We start from the raw sequence: 16,541 nt of genomic DNA, 5'->3' as shown, positions 1-16,541 counted from the left end.
CGTTGTGGTGCGACAATGCCGAGGGGCATCTCGGCGGAGGCGCAAGCTACTGCAGCGCGCGCGACCATCGCCCCATCCCGCCGCTCCTGCGCAGGCAGGGGCCTAGTGCTTTGTCGTGCCGCACAGCCGTCGACCCAGGGACGACGCTGCCGTGCCGGGCGCGGGTCGTGATGTTGCAGAGAGAGGCCCCTGCCTGCGCAGGGGCGACATGTTTCGCCGGTGCGGCGGGGCGGGGCCGGTAACGCCCCCTGCCCCGCCCGCACGATCACCGCGCGCGCGGGCCGCCGAAGGGCAGCGGCGGGGCGCCGCGGCGGTCGCGGCGGGGCAACTGCGCCTGGTAGGCGTGGCCGCAATGCGCGACGCAATAGGGGAAGCCGGGGTTCACCTTCTCACCGCAGAAGTGGAAGTCCGGCTCGCCCGGATGGCCGAGCGGCCATTTGCAGATCTTGTCGTTGAGATCGAGCAGCGAGGTCTTGTCGGCATATTCCGGCGCGGTGCGCGCAGGGACCAGCCGGCGCGGCGGCGCGGGGGCGATCGGCGGCTGCTGTTCGCCGGGCGCCTGGCGAACGAAGCCGCCGGGGCCGACCGAGCGCAGGATCGGCTGCGGCGCGGGCGTCGGCGCCGCGGGTTCGTCGGCGGTATCGGGCTCCTCCGCAGCGGGGACCGGCGCGCGCGCCTCCGCCTCACGCGGGGCGGCGGGCGCGGTGGAGAAGGGCGGCGGCGCGGAGGGGGCCGGCGCCGGGCGCGCTGCGGCCGGCGGTGCCGCGACCGGTTCGGCCGGCGGGGCCGCAGCGGCGGTCGGCGTGGCGGCGGCCTTCTCCGCGGCGGCGCGCGCCTCCTCCTTGCTCACCACCGGCGAGGGACGCGACTGCAACCCGAGTCGATGCGCCTTGCCGATCACCGCATTGCGGCTGACCCCGCCCAGCGCCTCGGCGATCTGGCTGGCGGTCTGCCCGGCTTCCCACATCGTCTTGAGCGTATCGATCCGCTCGTCGGTCCACGACATTCTCGTTTCCTCATGCGTGCCGGTTGCGGGCAGCGGCGACAGCGTCTACCCGCAGACGCGATGAGCAGCCAGCCCTCCCCCGGTCGTCAACTTCCGTCAGGCGTCAGGCACGCCCCCGGCGAACCGGTGATCCGGAACGTCAACTGGGGCGGCTTGAAGACGCTCTATGTGAAGGAGGTGCGCCGTTTCTTCAAGGTGCAGCTCCAGACGATCTGGGCGCCGGCGATCACGACCTTGCTGTTCCTGGTGATCTTCACCGTCGCCAGCGGCGCACGCACCCCGGTGCGCGTCGGCGGCGCGGTGGTGCCCTTCGCCGATTTCGTGGCGCCGGGGCTGATCGTGATGGGGATGCTGCAGAATGCGTTCGCCAATGCCAGCTTCTCGCTGCTGGTCGGCAAGATCCAGGGCAATATCGTCGATTACCTGCAACCGCCGCTGTCCACCGCGGAACTGCTGGCGGCGCTGACCGGCGCGGCGGTGACGCGCGCGTTCCTGGTCGGATGCGCGGTGTTCCTGGCGATGTCGCTGTGGCCGGGCGTCGACGTCACCCCGCGGCATCCCGGCGCGGTGCTGTGGTTCGGGCTGCTGGGATCGGCGTTTCTGGCGCTGGTCGGCGTGCTGACGTCGATCTGGGCGGAGAAGTTCGATCATGCCGCTGCGGTCACCAATTTCGTCGTCGCGCCGCTGACGCTGCTGTCGGGCACCTTCTACTCGGTCGATCACCTTGCACCGGCGTTCCGCGCGTTCAGCCATGTGAACCCGTTTTTCTACGTCATCTCCGGCTTTCGCTACGGCTTCCTGGGCACCGCCGATTCGCCGGTGCTGACGGGCAGCGTGGTGATCCTGGCGCTGGACGTTGCGCTGGCGACGTTATGCTACGTGCTGCTGCGCCGCGGGTGGAAGCTGAAGAGCTGAGGGTGGCTTTTTCGCGCCCCCGTCGCTATATGGGAACCATCGCTGCCACACATGCCGTAGGCGGCAGCGACTGAGAGACCGAGTGCGCTCCCGCTTACAGATGGGAGAGCCGCCATGGACCTCAATTACCTCCTCCACCGCCAGCAGGTATCGCTGATGAAGGCCGCCGCAGCGGTCTGCCGCGAGGCACGCTACAGCCATGCGTTGATGGCACAGGGCTATGCCCGCCGCATCAACGCGAGGGTCGATGGCCTGCGCGACAGCGAGACCCCGCTGATGGACGAGGCGCTGCACCCCGCCGGGCTGGCCGCCGCCTGAGCGCCGCAACGCCCCCTATCATCCACCGCACAGGAGTGACGACGATGCGCGATTCGGAAATGTTCACCCAGCGGGCTGCCGACTGCCGCGAACAGGCGGATGCGGCGGACCTCGCCAATGTCCGCGACCGCTGCCTGCGCGCCGAGGCGGCGTGGACGCAGATGGCGACCCGATCGCTGCGGACCGAGGCGGCGCGCGACCAGCGTGAGGCGAAGACGGTCGGCTAACCAACCGCCGTTCCCGGCAACCGGCGGTCCTAGTCACCGCGCAGCCGCGCACAGGCGATCAGGCAGTCGGTCATCGCGTCGATTGTGGCGGGCGCATGGCCCGCCAGCCACGATCGGAGCATCGCCAATTGCGCGGCCGCGATTCCGGTCGCTAACAGCGGCGTGCCCGCGGCATCGTCTCGCTCGCCCCCGTGTCGCGCGATCGCCCTCGCCAGACGGCGCTGAAGGGTCGCCGCCGCGGCCGAATCGATCACCGGCCGCACGGCGGATCGCCGCTCCCACAGATGCGTCACGACCGTTCGGACATAGGGTCGCGCTGCCCGGCCCGACGCCGCGGTGGCGAGTGCCAGCACGATCGGCTGCATGGCTGCCAGCATGACGTCGTCCTTGCCGCGGAAATGCTAGTAGAAGGTGGACTTGCCGACCCCGGCGCGCGCTATCAGATCCGCCACGCGGATCGCGCCGTACCGGCGTTCCACGGCAAGCGCGGCGAAGGCGTCGATGATGGCCGTGGTGGTGGCGCAGGTGGGCCTTCGGCCCTTGGCGCGATGGTCCGACATGACGCGGCATCATCGCCGATCCGGGCGCCGCGGTCGAGGGGGTCGCGCGCCGGACATCTGCGGGCCAATGTCCGCCCGCGGCCTTCCACGGCCTTTTGTCCCTCGCCAACCGATCGCCGGGCGGGCACGTCGCCGACAGCAGCAATCACGGAGCGCTCAATATGGATCACCGGGCGGTGGCGATCGTACCCAGCAGCAATCTCGACGCGAGTGAGGCGTTCTACCGGCGCCTCAACTTCACCGTCGTCAGCGATTACGGCCATTACCGTATCCTGGAGGACGGGCGTGGCGGGCATCTGCACCTGACGCATCTCGCCGGCTGGCCGAGGAATATCGAGGACAATCCGTTCGGCCTGTACCTCTACGTCGACGATGTCGACGCGATGGCAGAGGCTGTCCGCGATCTGGTGATCGAGCCCGGCGCACCCCACGCCAAGCCATGGGGCACCTACGAGTTCTCGGTCAGCGACCCAAGCGGCCTGCTGGTCCGCATCGGCCGGGTCATCGAGTGACCTAGGGTCAGGACCCTAGCCGACCAGCGCCTCGACCAGCAGCTGCACCTTCTTCTGGCGCCATTGCGGGGTCGGCGCGACCAGCCAATAGCCGCTGCGCGACGGCTGCGGCGTGCCCAGCGTGACGACGCGCCCCGCCGCTATATCACGCGCGGCGAGCAGTTCAGGGACGGTCGCGCGGCCCAGCCCGGCCGCCGCGGCGTCGATCGCCAGCCCGGCGTCGCCGACGCGCACCAGCGCGCTGCCCTCCGCATCGGGCGATCCGGGCCAGGCGATCGCGGTGTCCGCGCCGCCGCCGGGGCGCGCGACCGTCACCAGCCCTTCGCTCTCGATCGCCTCGCCCTCATGATCGCCCGGCCCCTCGCCCCAGCGGATCGCCAGGTCGAGGTTCGCCTCGGTGAAATCGACATTCTCGTCCGCGGTCACCAGCGCGAAGCGCGTCTCGGCGTCGCCCGCGGCGATCTGCGCCAGTCGCGGCAACAGCCATTTCTCGGTCACGTCGCGCGGCGCGGCGATCGTCAGCGAGCGGGACGACTGTCCCGCCTGCATCGCGCGCACCGCTTCCTCGAATTCCAGGAAGGCGCGGCGCAACGCGGCCAGCCCGGCATCGCCCTCCGGCGTCAGTTCCAGCCCCTTGGTGGTGCGGCGGAACAGCACGACGCCGAGCGTGTCCTCGAGCGCGCGGATCTGCTGCCCGACCGCCGCCGGGGTCACCGCCAGTTCGTCGGCGGCGCGGGTGAACGACAGGTGACGCGCCGCGGCGTCGAGCACGCGCAGCCCGTTGAGCGGCAGATGCGTGCGCTTCATGGCTCCCGCCTCTATTCCGCGACCGCCGGGGCGGTGAGCGCGAAGCGCGGGATCGCGACGTCGAACAGCGAGCCGTCCTGCGCGATCATCCGGTAGCTGCCCTGCATCGTCCCGGTCGGCGTGGCCAGCGGGCAGCCCGACACGTAATCGTAGCTGGCGCCGGCCGCGATCAGCGGCTGTTCACCGACGACGCCCTCCCCCTCCACGGTATGGCGCGCGCCGCGCCCGTCGGTGATGATCCAGTGGCGGGTCAGCAGCTGCACCGCCCCCGCGCCGTCATTCTCGATGCGGATGTGATAGGCCCAGAACCAGCGCCCGCGCGCCGGCTCCGACTGTTCGGGCAGGTAGCTGGCGGAGACGCGCACGGTCACGTCGCCGGTGGTGGCGGCGTCGGGAAACAGCGCCCCGATCGCGCCGACCGCCATTACAGCCCCACCTGCCGCAACGCCTGGTCGAGGTCGTCGATCAGGTCGGCGGGATCCTCCAGCCCGACGTTGAGGCGCAGCAACCCCTCGGTCACGCCCATTTCCGCGCGCGCCTCGGCCGCAACGCCGTAATGGGTGGTGGATGCCGGATGCGTCATCAGCGAGCGCGAATCGCCGATGTTGTTCGAAATGTCGATCAGCTGGAGCGCGTCGAGAAGCGCATGCGCCTGCGCGCGCCCTTCCACCTCAAACGCGAAGATACCGCCCGCCGCGACCATCTGCCGCATCGCCAGATCATGCTGCGGGTGGCTGGCGAGGCCGGGGTGGAGGATGCGCGGCACCCGCCCTTCCAGGAAGCGGCCGACCGCCAGCGCATTGTCGGACTGGCGGCGGATGCGCAGGTCCAGCGTCTCCAGCCCCTTCAGCACCACCCAGGCGTTGAACGCCGACAGCGTCGGGCCGGTGTTGCGCGTGAACGGCAGCAGCGTGTTGGTGATGAAATCCTCGGTCCCGCACACCGCGCCGGCCAGCACGCGGCCCTGCCCGTCCATCATCTTGGTCGCGGAATAAGCGGTGACGTCGGCGCCGAAGTCCATCGGCCGCTGGAGCGCGGGGGTGGCGAAGGCATTGTCGACCACGCTGACGATGCCGCGTTCGCGCGCGATGCCGCACACCGCCGCCAGATCGACGACGTCCATCGTCGGATTGGCGGGCGTTTCGAAGAAGAACACCTTCGTTTCGGGCTTCACCGCGTCCTGGAACGCCTGCGGATCGCGGGCGTCGACGGTGGTGGTGGCGATGCCGAACTTGGGCAGCAGCGTATCGACCAGCCAGCGGCACGACCCGAACGCGGCGCGCCCGGCGACGACATGGTCGCCCTGCTGCAACTGGCACAAGAGCACCGCGGTCATCGCCGCCATGCCGGTGGCCATGGTGCGGCACGCCTCAGCCCCTTCCAGCAGCGCGATGCGCTGTTCCAGCATCTCCACCGTGGGGTTCTGGAGCCGGGAATAGGTCATCCCCTGCTGTTCCCCGGCGAAACGCGCCGCGGCGTCCTCCGCGCGGTCGTAGCAATAGCCGGAGGTGAGGAAGATCGCCTCCGACGTTTCGCCGAACTCGCTGCGCGCGGTGCCGCCGCGCACGGCCTGGGTGGCAGGGCGCCAGCCCTGGGTGATCGATCGGTCCTGTCCGGTGCGCCGCTTCATGGCGCCACGCTTTGCCTTTCGCGGCGGATCGAGACAAGGGGGATGGGCACGCGAAGGGGGAATCAGCGCCGATGCGCCGCAACGTCGACAATCCTTGGATCGCGGGACCGGCGGTCGCGCTGCTCGCCTGGGCGATCTTCCTGTTCCGCGTGACCGTGCCGGCGCAGCTGGTGTTCGACGAGGTGCATTACGTGCGCGCCGCGCGCGTGCTGCTGACGCTGTCCGGGCCGGAGAATATCGAGCATCCGCTGCTGGGCAAGGAGCTGATCGCCGCCGGAATGCTGATCTTCGGCGATACGCCGCTGGGCTGGCGGTTCTTTTCCACGGTGGCGGGTGCGGCGACGATCGGCGGGGTCTTCGCGCTGACCCGCTTACTGACGCAGCGCACGCCCCCCGCGCTGCTGGCCGCGACGCTCGCGCTGCTGGGGTTCACCGTCTACGTCCAGGCGCGGATCGCGATGCTCGACACGTTCATGCTCGCCTTCCTGATCGCCGGGATCGCCTTAATCGCGGCGAGCGCGCGCAGCGGCAGCATGGCGAGCTGGGCCATCGGCGCCGCGATGCTGGGCTGCGCGACCGCGTGCAAATGGAGCGCCGCACCCTATGTCGCCGCCGCCGCGGTGGCGTTCCTGGCGATGCGGCGCGGGCGAACGGACCGCTGGCCGGGGATGCGCGCGCTGCCGGCGATCGCCACGCTGGGGGCGGTATCGGTCGGGGTCTATTTCCTGACCTTCACCCCCGCCTTCCTCTACACCAACGACGCGCTGACCCCGGCGCGGCTGCTGGCGTTCCAGTGGGAGATGTACCAGCGCCAGACCCTGGTGCTGCCGCCGCACACCTATCAGGCGGCGTGGTACACGTGGCCGCTGATGCTGCGCCCGATCTGGTATCTGTATGAACCGGTCGACGGTGTGCAGCGCGGCATCCTGATGATCGGCAATCCGGCGGTGATGTGGGGCGGGCTGATCGCGGTGGCGGCGTGCCTGTACCGGTGGATCCGCACCGGATCGGCGCGGCTGCTGGCGCCGGCGATGCTGTGGGCGCTGGCGCTGGGGATGTTCGCGGTCATCCCCAAGTCGCTGGGCTTCTATTATTATTACTATCCCGCCGGGGTGTTCCTTTCGGTCGCGCTGGCGGTGGCGATCGATCACTGGCGCGCGGCGCTGGGCGAGTGGGTGGAGGTCTATCTGCTCGTCGCCTTCGCGCTGGCGCTATATTTCCTGCCGGTGCTGTCGGCCGAGCCGCTGGCGCACGCCGGCGCGTTCAGCCGCTGGACGTGGTTCGCGCGCTGGGTGTGACGTCCGGCATCGCGAACCGGCGCAATCGTCGCCGCAGCGGCGCGTCGTACACCCGCTCCAACAGCCACGCGGCGACCAGCAGCGCGGCGACCAGCGCCGCCAGCATCGCGACGCGCGGCACGCCGGGCAGGCGCTGCGCCGCCATTTCCGCGATCGGCAGCAACGGGCCGTGGATGGCGTAGATCGGGAAGCTGATCTCCCCCAGGAACGCGAACAGTCCGCGCTGCGCCTCCCCCACCGTGGCCGAGGCGCCGGCCGCGATCATCACCGGCACGACGAAGGTGACGATCGCCAGATCGAACGCGACGCCCCAGCCCGCCGGGCTGGCCCCGATCGCCACCACCAGCGCCAGCAGCAGCCACGGCGGCACCGCGCGCGTCCGCAGGTCGAGCCGGTTGATGAGCACCCCGACCGAAAAGGCGAAGATCGTCCGCGCGGTGCCGCCGGGCCATTGCGCGCCCGTGCCGCCCAGTTGCAGCGTCCCCGCGTCGATGGCGAAGACCCAGATCGCCAGCAGGCCGGTCAGCGCGATCGCGACCAGCGTGCGTACCGTGAGCCAGCGAAACACCACGGCATAGGCGACGTTGACCAGCAGTTCGTACAACAGCGACCAGCTGGGCGGGTTCATCGCGAACAGATAATTGTCGCGCTGCTTAAGCGGGAACGGCAGGAACAGCGCCGCCGCCGCCAGCGCGCCGAACAGCAGCGGCGCCGGCAAGGCGAAATGGTTATGCGTCGCCAGCAGCAGCATCTCGCGCGTTGCGCCGAGCGCCAGCCCCAGCGCGTAGAGCGGATAGAAACGCACCAGCCGCAGCCGGAAGAACGGCAGCGGCGTCCAGTCCGCCGCCAGCCGCCGATCGTAGGCGCGCGAGATCACGAAGCCGGACAGCGCGAAGAACATGTCGACGGCCAGATAGCCGTGCGGCATCGTCTGCACGCCGGCCAGCCGGGCGCCGTGGAACAGCACGACCGTGATCGCCGCCACGCCGCGCATCGCGTCCAGCGTCAGGAAATGCGGTCTCGACACGACGTCCCTCACCTAGCGCGGCGCGGCCAGCCCGCATGCCGGGCGTCTTGCCCGATCAGGGGCACGGACGCCAGATACCCGGAACGACGGGCGCGGCGGGCTATTTCGGCTTGCGCGACGCCGCCAGCAGCGCAACCGACGTCGTGACGACGCATAACAACACCGCGCCCAGCGCGATCCACACGGCGTTCATACGGCACCCCTCCCGTTTTCGCGCAGCGTAGCCGGTTCGCGACCGGGGGCAAGGCGGGCCGTTCAGCGATAGCGTCCCCAGGTGAAACGCGACGACAGCGCGTAATTCCACACCGCGCCCACCAGCACGCCGAGCAGCGCGGAAGCTGCCCAATAGCCCGCGCGCACGTCGTGCAGGAACGCCGCCACGCCGACATTGGCCACCGCCCCCACCGAACAGACCAGGCAGAAGGCGACCCAGCCGTCGAACAGCGCACGCGCGCCGGTCAGCCGCCGGTCGCGATAGGTCAGCGCGTTGTTGAGGAAGAAGTTGAACGTCATCGCCACCGCGGTCGCGGCGATCTCCCCGGCCAGGAACGACCAGCCGAGCAGCAGATAGGCAAGGCTGAGCACCGCCATATGCACCCCCGCGCCCAGCGCGCCGATCGCGGAGAACATCGCGAAGCGTACCGGCACGATCCGCCCCATCCGCCGGTCGTACAGCGCGATCAGATATTCCAGCGCGACGACATGGTCGAGCTTGCTTTCCCCCGCGGCGCGGGTGCGGAAGGTGTAGGGCAGCTCGACGAACGCCAGCGGGCGCGGGCTGGCACTCATGATATCCAGCAGGATCTTGAAGCCGATCCCGCCCAGCCGCGGCACCAGCGCGCGGACGGTGGCGGTGCGGATCATGAAGAAGCCGCTCATCGGATCGGCCAGGTCGGAGCGCAGCACCAGCGCCGCCAGCCGCGTCGCCAGCGCCGATTTCGCCACCCGGTCGCGGTCCCATTCCCCGGTGCCGCCGCCGGGCGCGAAGCGCGATCCGATCGCCAGGTCGAGCGCCGCGTCATCGCGCAGCGCGGCGACCATCAGAGGCAGCAGCGCCTCGTCATGCTGGAGATCGCCGTCCATCACCGCGACCAGCGGCGCGGCGGTGGCGCACATCCCCTCGATACAGGCGGTCGACAGGCCGCGCCGCCCGATGCGCTGGATCACCCGCACGCGCGGATCGGCCAGCGCCAGCGCGCGCGCGGCATCGGCGGTGCCGTCCGGGCTGTCGTCGTCGACGACGATTGCCTCCCACGCCAGCCCGGCGAGCGCGACGTCGAGCCGCGCGACCAAAGCGGCGACGTTCGCACGCTCGTTGAAGGTCGGGATGACGACCGCGACGTCGAGCGGGGGCGCCATCGCCGGTCGCTTCAGAGCGCGGCGAGCACCGCGTCGCCCATCGCCCGCGTACTCGCCGTGCCGCCCAGGTCAGGGGTACGCACGCCGGTGGCCAGCGCGGCGGCGACGGCCGCCTCGATCCGGTCGGCGGGGTCGGACATCGCCAGCGAATGGCGCAGCATCATCGCGGCCGACAGGATCGCGGCGCACGGGTTCGCCTTCCCCTGCCCGGCGATATCGGGGGCGGAACCGTGGATCGGTTCGTACAGCCCCTTGGCATCGGCATCGAGCGAGGCGGAGGGCAGCATCCCGATCGAGCCGACGCACATGCTCGCCTGATCCGACAGGATATCGCCGAACAGATTGCCGGTGACGATCGTGTCGAACGCGCCGGGGTTGCGCACCAGCTGCATCGCGGCGTTGTCGACGTACATGTGCGTCAGTTCGACCTGCGGATATTCCGCTGCCACCTCGATCACCACGTCGCGCCACAATTGCGAGGTTTCCAGCACATTGGCCTTGTCCACCGAACACAATTTGCCGCGCCGCTTCGCCGCGGTCTGGAACCCGATATGCGCGATGCGGCGCACCTCTGACTCATCATAGCGCATCAGGTCGTGGCCCTCGCGCAAGCCCGCGTCGGTGGTGCGGCGGCCCTTCTCGCCGAAATAGACGTCCCCGTTCAGTTCGCGCACGATCACCAGGTCGATCGCGCGCGCGACCTCCGGCTTGAGCGTCGAGGCATCCTCCAGCCCGGCGAAGATCCGCGCGGGACGCAGGTTGGCGAAAGTCGCCAGATGCTTGCGCAGCCCCAGGATCGCCTGTTCCGGGCGCAGCGAACGCTCCAGCCCGTCGAACGCCGGATCGCCGACCGCGCCGAACAGGATCGCGTCGGCGCGCTTCGCCAGCGCCAGCGTCTCGTCGGGCAGCGGATGGCCGCTGGCGCGATAGGCGGCGCCGCCGACCGGCGCTTCCTCGAACGACAACGGCAGCGCCATCGCCTCCAGCACGCGCCGCGCCTCCGCGGTGACTTCGGGGCCGATGCCGTCGCCCGGCAGAATCGCGATCAGTTTCGTGTCCGTCATGGCCGACCGCATGGCGCCGCGCGCGGCGCTACGCAACCGCCCTGTTGACCCGCGCGACCAGCCGCTCGCGCGCGGCCAGCACGTCGCGGCGGCGATCGGTCAGCAGGTCGCGCGCCAGGAAATGCCCGGTGATCGCCAGCGCCGCCAGCGCCTCCTCCCCGCCCGCCGCCGCGCCGCCGGCCGCCAGGAACGGTGGCAGCGCGAACAGCCGCGCCTCATAGCCCGCCGCAGCCGCGCGGGCGACCGCGCCGCCGCTCTTCGGGCTGACGAACGCCAGGTCGTCGGTCGCCCCGCTGACGACGCACGCCGACAGGTCCAGCCCGAAGCCGAGTTCGGCCAGCAGCAGCAGTTCGTAGCGTGCGATGCTGCCAGCCCAGCCACGCGCCGACGGCGCCGCCGCGATCGCATCGAGCACCGCGCCCAGCGCGTCGTACAGCTGCGGATAGGGCTGCCCCTCCGGCAGCGTCGCGGCGGTCAGCGCGGTCAGCCATTCCAGCGCGGCGGCGGGCAGCGGCTCGGCATGGAGCGGCGCGCGGCTGTGCAGCAGCTCGACGGTCAGCGCGGGCAATTGCTCGTCGGTGCGCGCACGCCATTCGCCGCGGATCGCATTGGCGGGTTGCAGCACCGGGCGCAGCCGCCGCGCATGGCCGCCGCGGACATAGCCGGGCTGAACCCCGTGGTCGCGCGTGAAGCCGCGCACGATCGCGCCATGCTCGCCATGTGCACGCACGGACAGGATCACGGCATCGGCGTGGATGTGCATGGGGGGGATATAGGGGGTGGCGCCCGTCCCGTCGCCCCTGCGCAGGCAGGCGCCTCCCGCGGCTCCTGCTGCGGCATACGCCTAAGATCCCGGCCTGCGCCGGGATGACGTTCGTTTCCTGCTCGCCCTACCGCCGCGCGCGCCGCGCCAGCGCCGCCACCCCAGGCACCTGCGTCCAGCGTTTCGCCGCCGTCACCGCGCGCTCGAACCCCGCGAGTCCCGCCAGCGCGGCGCGGTTGGCCAGCGTGCGGCGCAGCAGCAGGACGTCGCGGCACGCCACGCTGCCGGTCGCCAGCGTCCGTTTGTGCTGGCCCTCGCCCTCGGTGAAGTCGAACCGCGCGAAACGGTCCGCGAACAGATCGGTCAGCGCCGCCTCCATCAGGACGCTGCCCGGTGACAATTCCCCGAACGACGGGTCGTGCCCGACGTAATCGTAGCGCAGCGAATCACCCTCGCCCGCGCCCCACAGATAGGCGACCGGCGCATCGCCCAGGAACAGCAGCCACCCCCGCGCCGCGTCGACCGCCGCGCGCTCGCGCATTTCCTCGACGAACGCCGCATCGCCCGGCAGCGCCGATCCCAGCAGCCGTTCCTGATAGGTGGTCGCCGCAACGGCGCGCGCCAGCGGGTGGAACGCCGCCATCTCGGCCGGCGTGCGATAGCGGCGGATGTCGAGCGCGCCGCCATTGGCCGCCGCCAGCTTCTTCGCCTTGCGCTTCATCCCCGATCGCGCCTGCCCCGACAGCCCGGCACGCCACGCCACCTCGCCCGCGGCCAGATCGACGTAATAGCGGCGATAGCGTTGCCGCACATAGCCGATCCCCGGCGCGGCGATCGCCGCCGCATCGGGCAGCGAGGTGACGAACCAGCCGTCCTGACGCGCGTCCAATGCGGGCAGCACCGGGCCGTGGCCGGCCAGCGCCTCGTCCAGCGACAGGCCGATCCGCACCAGCTCGCGCGGGATCGCCGCCAGCGTGCGCGCGCCGATGCGGAACGACAGCGCGCCGCCCGCCGAACCGCCCGGCGCGGTCACGCGGCGCGTTCCTCGACCAGCGTCGACCATGCCTGTTCCACCTGGCGCCAGCGCAGCCGCAGCGCGCTGGGCGGCAGCGGCTGGTCGTCGCGGCCGGGGCGCAAGGCGGGGTGATCCGCGAAATGCGCGGTCGGCGCCACGGTGCGCCGCGCCGCGAGCATCGCGCACAGCGCCTCGAACCGGCGGACATGCACGCGGTTGGGCGCGGTCGCGGCCCGGTTGGCGAGTTCGAAACTGTGGCTGACGATGGTCAGCGCCTCATGCCCGCGGTCCACCGCATGGTCGATCGTCGCGCGCATCTCGGCCGCCGACAGCGCACACACCTGCACGTTGCGATAGCGGCCGGGACGATCCTCGATCAGCGTCACCGGCACCTCCATCACGCCGCGGCGGCACACCGGCGCGATCTGCGCCGCGGGCAGCCCGATCGCGCTGGGCCAGGGGGCGTGCGCGCCATTGTGGCTGCTGTCGTAGCGGATGCCCAGCATCGCCAGCGCCGACAGCGTATCGTCGTTGGCGGCATAGCTGCCGGCGCGGAACGCCACCGGCGCGGGCGCGCCCGCCGCGGTCAGCAGCGCGATCCCCTTCGCCAGCAGCGCGGCCTGCGCATCGCGCGAATGGTCGATCAGTTCGAAACGGCCGTGCGTCGCCCCGCCGTCGCCGGGATGCGCACCGACCCAATTGGGGTGCAGGTGCAGCTGCACCTCCTGCCCCGCGGCCAGGATCGGCGCGACGACGCGCGCGATCGCCGCCTCACCGTACACCAGCGCCGGCATCGGATCGACGAAGAAGGTCGCCTTCAGCCGGTGCCGCGCCAGCAGGTCGAGCTGCCACGCCAGCCCCACCCCCGCCGGTTCGATCGACCGTTCGCTGATCGTCGGCAACGCCAGCCCGGCGGCATGATCGCCCCAGCGAAACTCGGTATCGATGGTCAGGAAGACGTGCGGCATGGCGGGGGTGTAGCAGCCGAAGGTAAACGGAGGGCTGCGGCGGCGGCTATCCGGTCACGCCATAGCGGGCGTAGGTGGCGGCGATCTGCCTGTCGAACAGCGTCGCCGCGGTCATGTCGGCAGTCGCCTCCGCGGTGCGCCCAAGGTGGCGACGCGTCAGCGCGCGCAGGTACAGCACGTCCGCCGAGCGCGGCATCAGGTCCGCCGCCGCGTCCAGATCCGCCAGCGCCTCCTCGAACCGCTGCATCCGGTAATAGACGAACGCGCGGCTGTGCAGCGTCGCCGCCGGACTGTCGGACAGCTCGATCGACCGGGTGCAGTCCTTCAGCGCGGTGTCGAGCGCGACATTGCCGATCCCCTTCACCCAGCAGCGCCCGTTGAGCAGCCCGGAATCGCCCGGTCGCTCGGCGATCACCGCGTCGAGCAGCGCGACGCCCTTGTCCGCCTCGCCGCCCGCCTTCTCTGCCATCAGTTCGGCGCGGGTACGCACGGCGTCCACCCGCTCGCGGTCGCCGCGCGCGATTCGTTCGTCCAGCAGCGCATAGGCCGCGGGCCGGTCGCCGCCATGCGCGGTGGCCTGCGCCAGTGCCAGCAGGACGGCGTCATTGTCGGGTTCCAGGGCGCGCGCCTGCCGGTAATCGGCCAGCGCGTCGCGCGCGCGCTCCTCCTCGACGTAGAGGGCCGCGCGCTGCATCCGCAGCGCCACCGAATCCTCCAGTTCGATCGCACGCGACAGATCGGCGATCGCCCCGCTATTGTCGAACAGCCCGGCGCGGAACGATGCGCGGCTGGAATAGCCGGTCGCTTCCTTCGGATCGCGCGCGATCACCGCGGCGAACGCCTCCTCCAGCGGTTTGAACCGGCCGTCCTTGCGCCCCGCCAGCACCTGCTCGGCACGGTTGGGCAGTGCCGCCGGCGCCTTCAGCCGCAGCAGGTCGGCAAGCGCCTGCGCGTAGTGCGCGCGTTCCGCGGCCAGCGCGTCCGGGGCGACCTCCGCACCGATCGCATCGACGCGCTCCTCGATCGTGAAGGTGCCGCCGTCCAGCGCCACCTGCCGTCGCATCTGCCGTCCCGCCAGGGTCGCGGGCAACGTCCTGGATCCTTCCAGTTCCCATGCCCCGCCCGTGTCGGGCAATCGCCACGTCGCGCGGTACATCGTGCCGCCGGGCGCGCCGGTGGATACCGGCAGATCGCGCCACGCCTGGCGCGCGCGATCGGGGGTGAAATCCAGCAGGCTCACCACCCGGTCGACATTCATGCGATAGCGGCGGTTCTCCCGTTGCCACGGCGTGGTGACGACCCCGCGGCCCGTCACCGTCGCGGTCGCGGTGGCCGGATCGTAGCGCAGATCCTCCGCCACGAACTGCGCCTCCCCCGTCTCCGCCGAGATGATCTGCTGCAGCGTCGTCCGACGCTCCTCCGCATCCGCCTGGCTCGCGGCGCCAGCGAACATCTCCGCCATGCGGCCGCGGATGACGATGCTGGCGTCGAACAGCGTCGGGAATTCGACCCCGGCACGCTGGTCCCACTTCACCTCGACGATGCGGTCGGGACGGGCATCGGCGCGCAGCGGGAGCGCCTCCAGCCCCGCCCCCGCCGTGCGCAGCGGCAGGACATGGCGCAGCGGCGGCACGTCGCGGATATCCTCCAGCCGCGATCCCAGCCCGGTGCCGTCCAGCCACAGCGTCTCGCCGCCGATCGTCGCGCGCACCAGGATATGGTCGAACGCCGCCGCCGACGGCAGCCGCGTCGCGACGATCGCACCCATCTGCACGCTCGCCACCGCCGGCTCGGCCTCCACGCCCAGCCGGTGCAGCATCGCCAGCAGCAACAGCGTCTTCGCCTTGCAGTCGCCGTAGCGCAATTCCCACGTCCGCGCCGGCGGCTGCGGCGTCAGCGCGCCGCCGTTCATCCCCACCGCCAGATAGCGCACCTTGCCCTGCACCAGCTCCAGCGCGCGCTGGGCACGGCGGAGCGGATCGCTTTCCGCCGCGGCGATCGCCGCCACTTCCCGGTCGAGCGGGCTGCCCGGCGCGATCAGTCCGTCGGTGGCGTACAGCGGCGCCAACGTGCGCGACACGTCGGCCCAGTCGGCGAAGTTCGTTGCCTCGACGATCGGCAGGCGTCGCAGCCGGTCGGGCAAATCCTCCGGCATGTCCGGCGCCTTGGGCAGCGGCAGCGCGACCGTCACCTCGTGCAGGTCGCCGACGTCGCGCTCGGTGGTGGCAAGGCCGGCGGCATAGCCGCGCCATTTCGCCGCCTGTGCGCGCGGCCATACCAGCCGCGACCGTGCGAAGCCGGCGCGGAACGGCGCCGCCGGGGTCATCGCCACGATCATCGCGCGCGCGCCCAGCGCCTTGTCCGACTGGCTGATCGAAAAGCTGCTGCGCAGGACGTCGCCGACCTGCAACCCCTCGACCGACAGCGTCGCGGTCAGCGCGCCGGTCAACACATTCTGTTCCATCTGCTGTTCGCGGCGCAGTACGGTGAACTTCTGCCCGGCGGCGATCAGGTCGATCGTCTTCCCGTCGCGCACGATCTCCAGCCGGTGAATGGTCAGGTCACCGCGATCGGGCATCCACGGGATCGACAGATTGCCCATCTGCGCCAGCATCGCCGGCGTCGCCGCGCGGGTGGCGGTGTCGATGTAAGTGGTCGCCAGCGCGCCATCCAGCCGCGCCTGATTGTCGAACAGGACGATCGCGGGGGCATCGCCGCCGACCTGCCCCGCGGTGATCGCCGGCGCCGCCGCCACCCAGTCGGGCGCGGGCGCGTAACGTACCGTTTCGGATGCCTGAACCGATGTCGCGCTCGCCATGAGCACGACCACCAACGGCCGTCGCCGCATCACCCCTGTCCCCCCGGATATGTTCCCCGCGATGCAGCGTAGCGGGTTGCCGGAGATCGGGGAAGCGCCGGTTGACGGGCGTAGCGGCGACATTCCGCCACGGCTCGCCCTTACCCTATCGAGCCGGTCGTCATCCCGGCGAAGGCTGGGATCTCCCGGTGACAGCAGCAGAGAAGAACCGCTGGACGCCCCGCCCTGCGCCGGGGTGACGTGCGCGGCAAGGT

General features: G+C 71.1%; 18 protein-coding genes. 5 read left to right on the top strand and 13 right to left on the bottom strand.

The genetic code is table 11. The features are described from left to right. Positions 1–265: 265 nt before the first annotated feature. A complete protein-coding gene (locus COA17_RS02390) occupies positions 266–1,006 on the bottom strand; it encodes a GcrA family cell cycle regulator (protein WP_096609951.1) in 741 nt (246 codons plus the stop codon). A gap of 60 nt (positions 1,007–1,066) precedes the next feature. Here COA17_RS02390 and COA17_RS02385 point away from each other — a divergent pair, with 60 nt between their 5' ends. The 3 genes from COA17_RS02385 to COA17_RS02375 all read left to right on the top strand — a co-directional run bounded on the left by COA17_RS02385 (position 1,067) and on the right by COA17_RS02375 (position 2,466). Beyond that, positions 1,067–1,921 carry an ABC transporter permease gene (locus COA17_RS02385; RefSeq protein ID WP_066492096.1) on the top strand — a complete coding sequence of 285 codons (855 nt, stop codon included), beginning with the start codon at positions 1,067–1,069 and terminating at the stop codon, positions 1,919–1,921. Positions 1,922–2,035: 114 nt separating this feature from the next. Beyond that, entirely contained in the window at positions 2,036–2,239 is a 204-nt protein-coding gene (locus COA17_RS02380) for a hypothetical protein (protein WP_066492094.1), read from the top strand. A 44-nt stretch (positions 2,240–2,283) separates the two neighbouring features. After that, a complete protein-coding gene (locus COA17_RS02375) occupies positions 2,284–2,466 on the top strand; it encodes a hypothetical protein (protein ID WP_066492091.1) in 183 nt (60 codons plus the stop codon). Between the two features lie 29 nt (positions 2,467–2,495). On the opposite strand, the gene COA17_RS02370 is transcribed toward COA17_RS02375, so the two are convergent. Both COA17_RS02370 and COA17_RS18710 read right to left on the bottom strand, forming a co-directional pair. Next, positions 2,496–2,843: a hypothetical protein gene (locus tag COA17_RS02370; RefSeq protein WP_141397009.1), complete on the bottom strand. Its 348-nt coding sequence runs from the start codon at positions 2,841–2,843 to the stop codon at positions 2,496–2,498. A 24-nt stretch (positions 2,844–2,867) separates the two neighbouring features. Further along, positions 2,868–3,026 (bottom strand): helix-turn-helix transcriptional regulator, encoded by a 159-nt coding sequence (locus tag COA17_RS18710; RefSeq protein WP_141397008.1) that lies wholly within the window; start codon positions 3,024–3,026, stop codon positions 2,868–2,870. A gap of 161 nt (positions 3,027–3,187) precedes the next feature. On the opposite strand from COA17_RS18710, the gene COA17_RS02365 reads away from it, so the two are divergent. After that, complete coding sequence (locus COA17_RS02365; protein ID WP_066492083.1) at positions 3,188–3,538, top strand: VOC family protein; 351 nt, start codon at positions 3,188–3,190, stop codon at positions 3,536–3,538. Between the two features lie 15 nt (positions 3,539–3,553). Here the strand turns inward: COA17_RS02365 and COA17_RS02360 are convergent, their stop codons facing one another. From COA17_RS02360 to COA17_RS02350, 3 genes are read right to left on the bottom strand one after another with little or no spacing between them, the layout of a single operon-like run. Continuing rightward, entirely contained in the window at positions 3,554–4,345 is a 792-nt protein-coding gene (locus tag COA17_RS02360) for a LysR family transcriptional regulator (RefSeq protein ID WP_066492081.1), read from the bottom strand. Positions 4,346–4,356: 11 nt separating this feature from the next. Beyond that, a complete protein-coding gene (apaG, locus tag COA17_RS02355) occupies positions 4,357–4,755 on the bottom strand; it encodes a Co2+/Mg2+ efflux protein ApaG (RefSeq protein ID WP_066492117.1) in 399 nt (132 codons plus the stop codon). Between the two features lie 14 nt (positions 4,756–4,769). Then, positions 4,770–5,975 carry a trans-sulfuration enzyme family protein gene (locus COA17_RS02350; RefSeq protein WP_096609947.1) on the bottom strand — a complete coding sequence of 402 codons (1,206 nt, stop codon included), beginning with the start codon at positions 5,973–5,975 and terminating at the stop codon, positions 4,770–4,772. Between the two features lie 71 nt (positions 5,976–6,046). Between COA17_RS02350 and COA17_RS02345 the strand changes: the two genes are divergently transcribed. Beyond that, positions 6,047–7,273, top strand: a complete 1,227-nt coding sequence (locus COA17_RS02345) for a glycosyltransferase family 39 protein (protein ID WP_096609945.1) — start codon at positions 6,047–6,049, stop codon at positions 7,271–7,273. Here COA17_RS02345 and COA17_RS02340 read toward each other — a convergent pair. The 7 genes from COA17_RS02340 to COA17_RS02310 form a co-directional block, all read right to left on the bottom strand. Then, the gene (locus COA17_RS02340; protein WP_096609943.1) at positions 7,239–8,300 is read right to left on the bottom strand and encodes an acyltransferase family protein; all 1,062 of its coding nucleotides are present in this window, start codon (positions 8,298–8,300) and stop codon (positions 7,239–7,241) included. The two genes, COA17_RS02345 and COA17_RS02340, sit on opposite strands and share 35 nt — an antisense overlap. A gap of 255 nt (positions 8,301–8,555) precedes the next feature. Further along, entirely contained in the window at positions 8,556–9,659 is a 1,104-nt protein-coding gene (locus COA17_RS02335; protein WP_096609941.1) for a glycosyltransferase, read from the bottom strand. A gap of 11 nt (positions 9,660–9,670) precedes the next feature. Further along, complete coding sequence (leuB, locus tag COA17_RS02330) at positions 9,671–10,723, bottom strand: 3-isopropylmalate dehydrogenase (protein ID WP_096609939.1); 1,053 nt, start codon at positions 10,721–10,723, stop codon at positions 9,671–9,673. A gap of 28 nt (positions 10,724–10,751) precedes the next feature. Continuing rightward, a complete protein-coding gene (gene recO / locus COA17_RS02325) occupies positions 10,752–11,486 on the bottom strand; it encodes a DNA repair protein RecO (protein ID WP_070321787.1) in 735 nt (244 codons plus the stop codon). 127 nt (positions 11,487–11,613) lie between these two features. Further along, a complete protein-coding gene (locus tag COA17_RS02320; protein ID WP_245857361.1) occupies positions 11,614–12,519 on the bottom strand; it encodes a GNAT family N-acetyltransferase in 906 nt (301 codons plus the stop codon). Continuing rightward, positions 12,516–13,469, bottom strand: a complete 954-nt coding sequence (locus tag COA17_RS02315) for a polysaccharide deacetylase family protein (RefSeq protein ID WP_096609935.1) — start codon at positions 13,467–13,469, stop codon at positions 12,516–12,518. Before COA17_RS02315 ends, COA17_RS02320 begins: the two co-directional genes overlap by 4 nt. 46 nt (positions 13,470–13,515) lie before the next feature. After that, positions 13,516–16,299: a DUF3857 domain-containing protein gene (locus tag COA17_RS02310; protein ID WP_245857452.1), complete on the bottom strand. Its 2,784-nt coding sequence runs from the start codon at positions 16,297–16,299 to the stop codon at positions 13,516–13,518. Between the last annotated feature and the right edge of the window lie 242 nt (positions 16,300–16,541).

The organism is Sphingomonas ginsenosidimutans (genome assembly GCF_002374835.1).
Taxonomy (GTDB): domain Bacteria; phylum Pseudomonadota; class Alphaproteobacteria; order Sphingomonadales; family Sphingomonadaceae; genus Sphingomonas; species Sphingomonas ginsenosidimutans.
The sequence above is the reverse complement of the archived record's forward strand: the minus strand, read 5'-3'. Positions and strand labels throughout refer to the sequence as shown.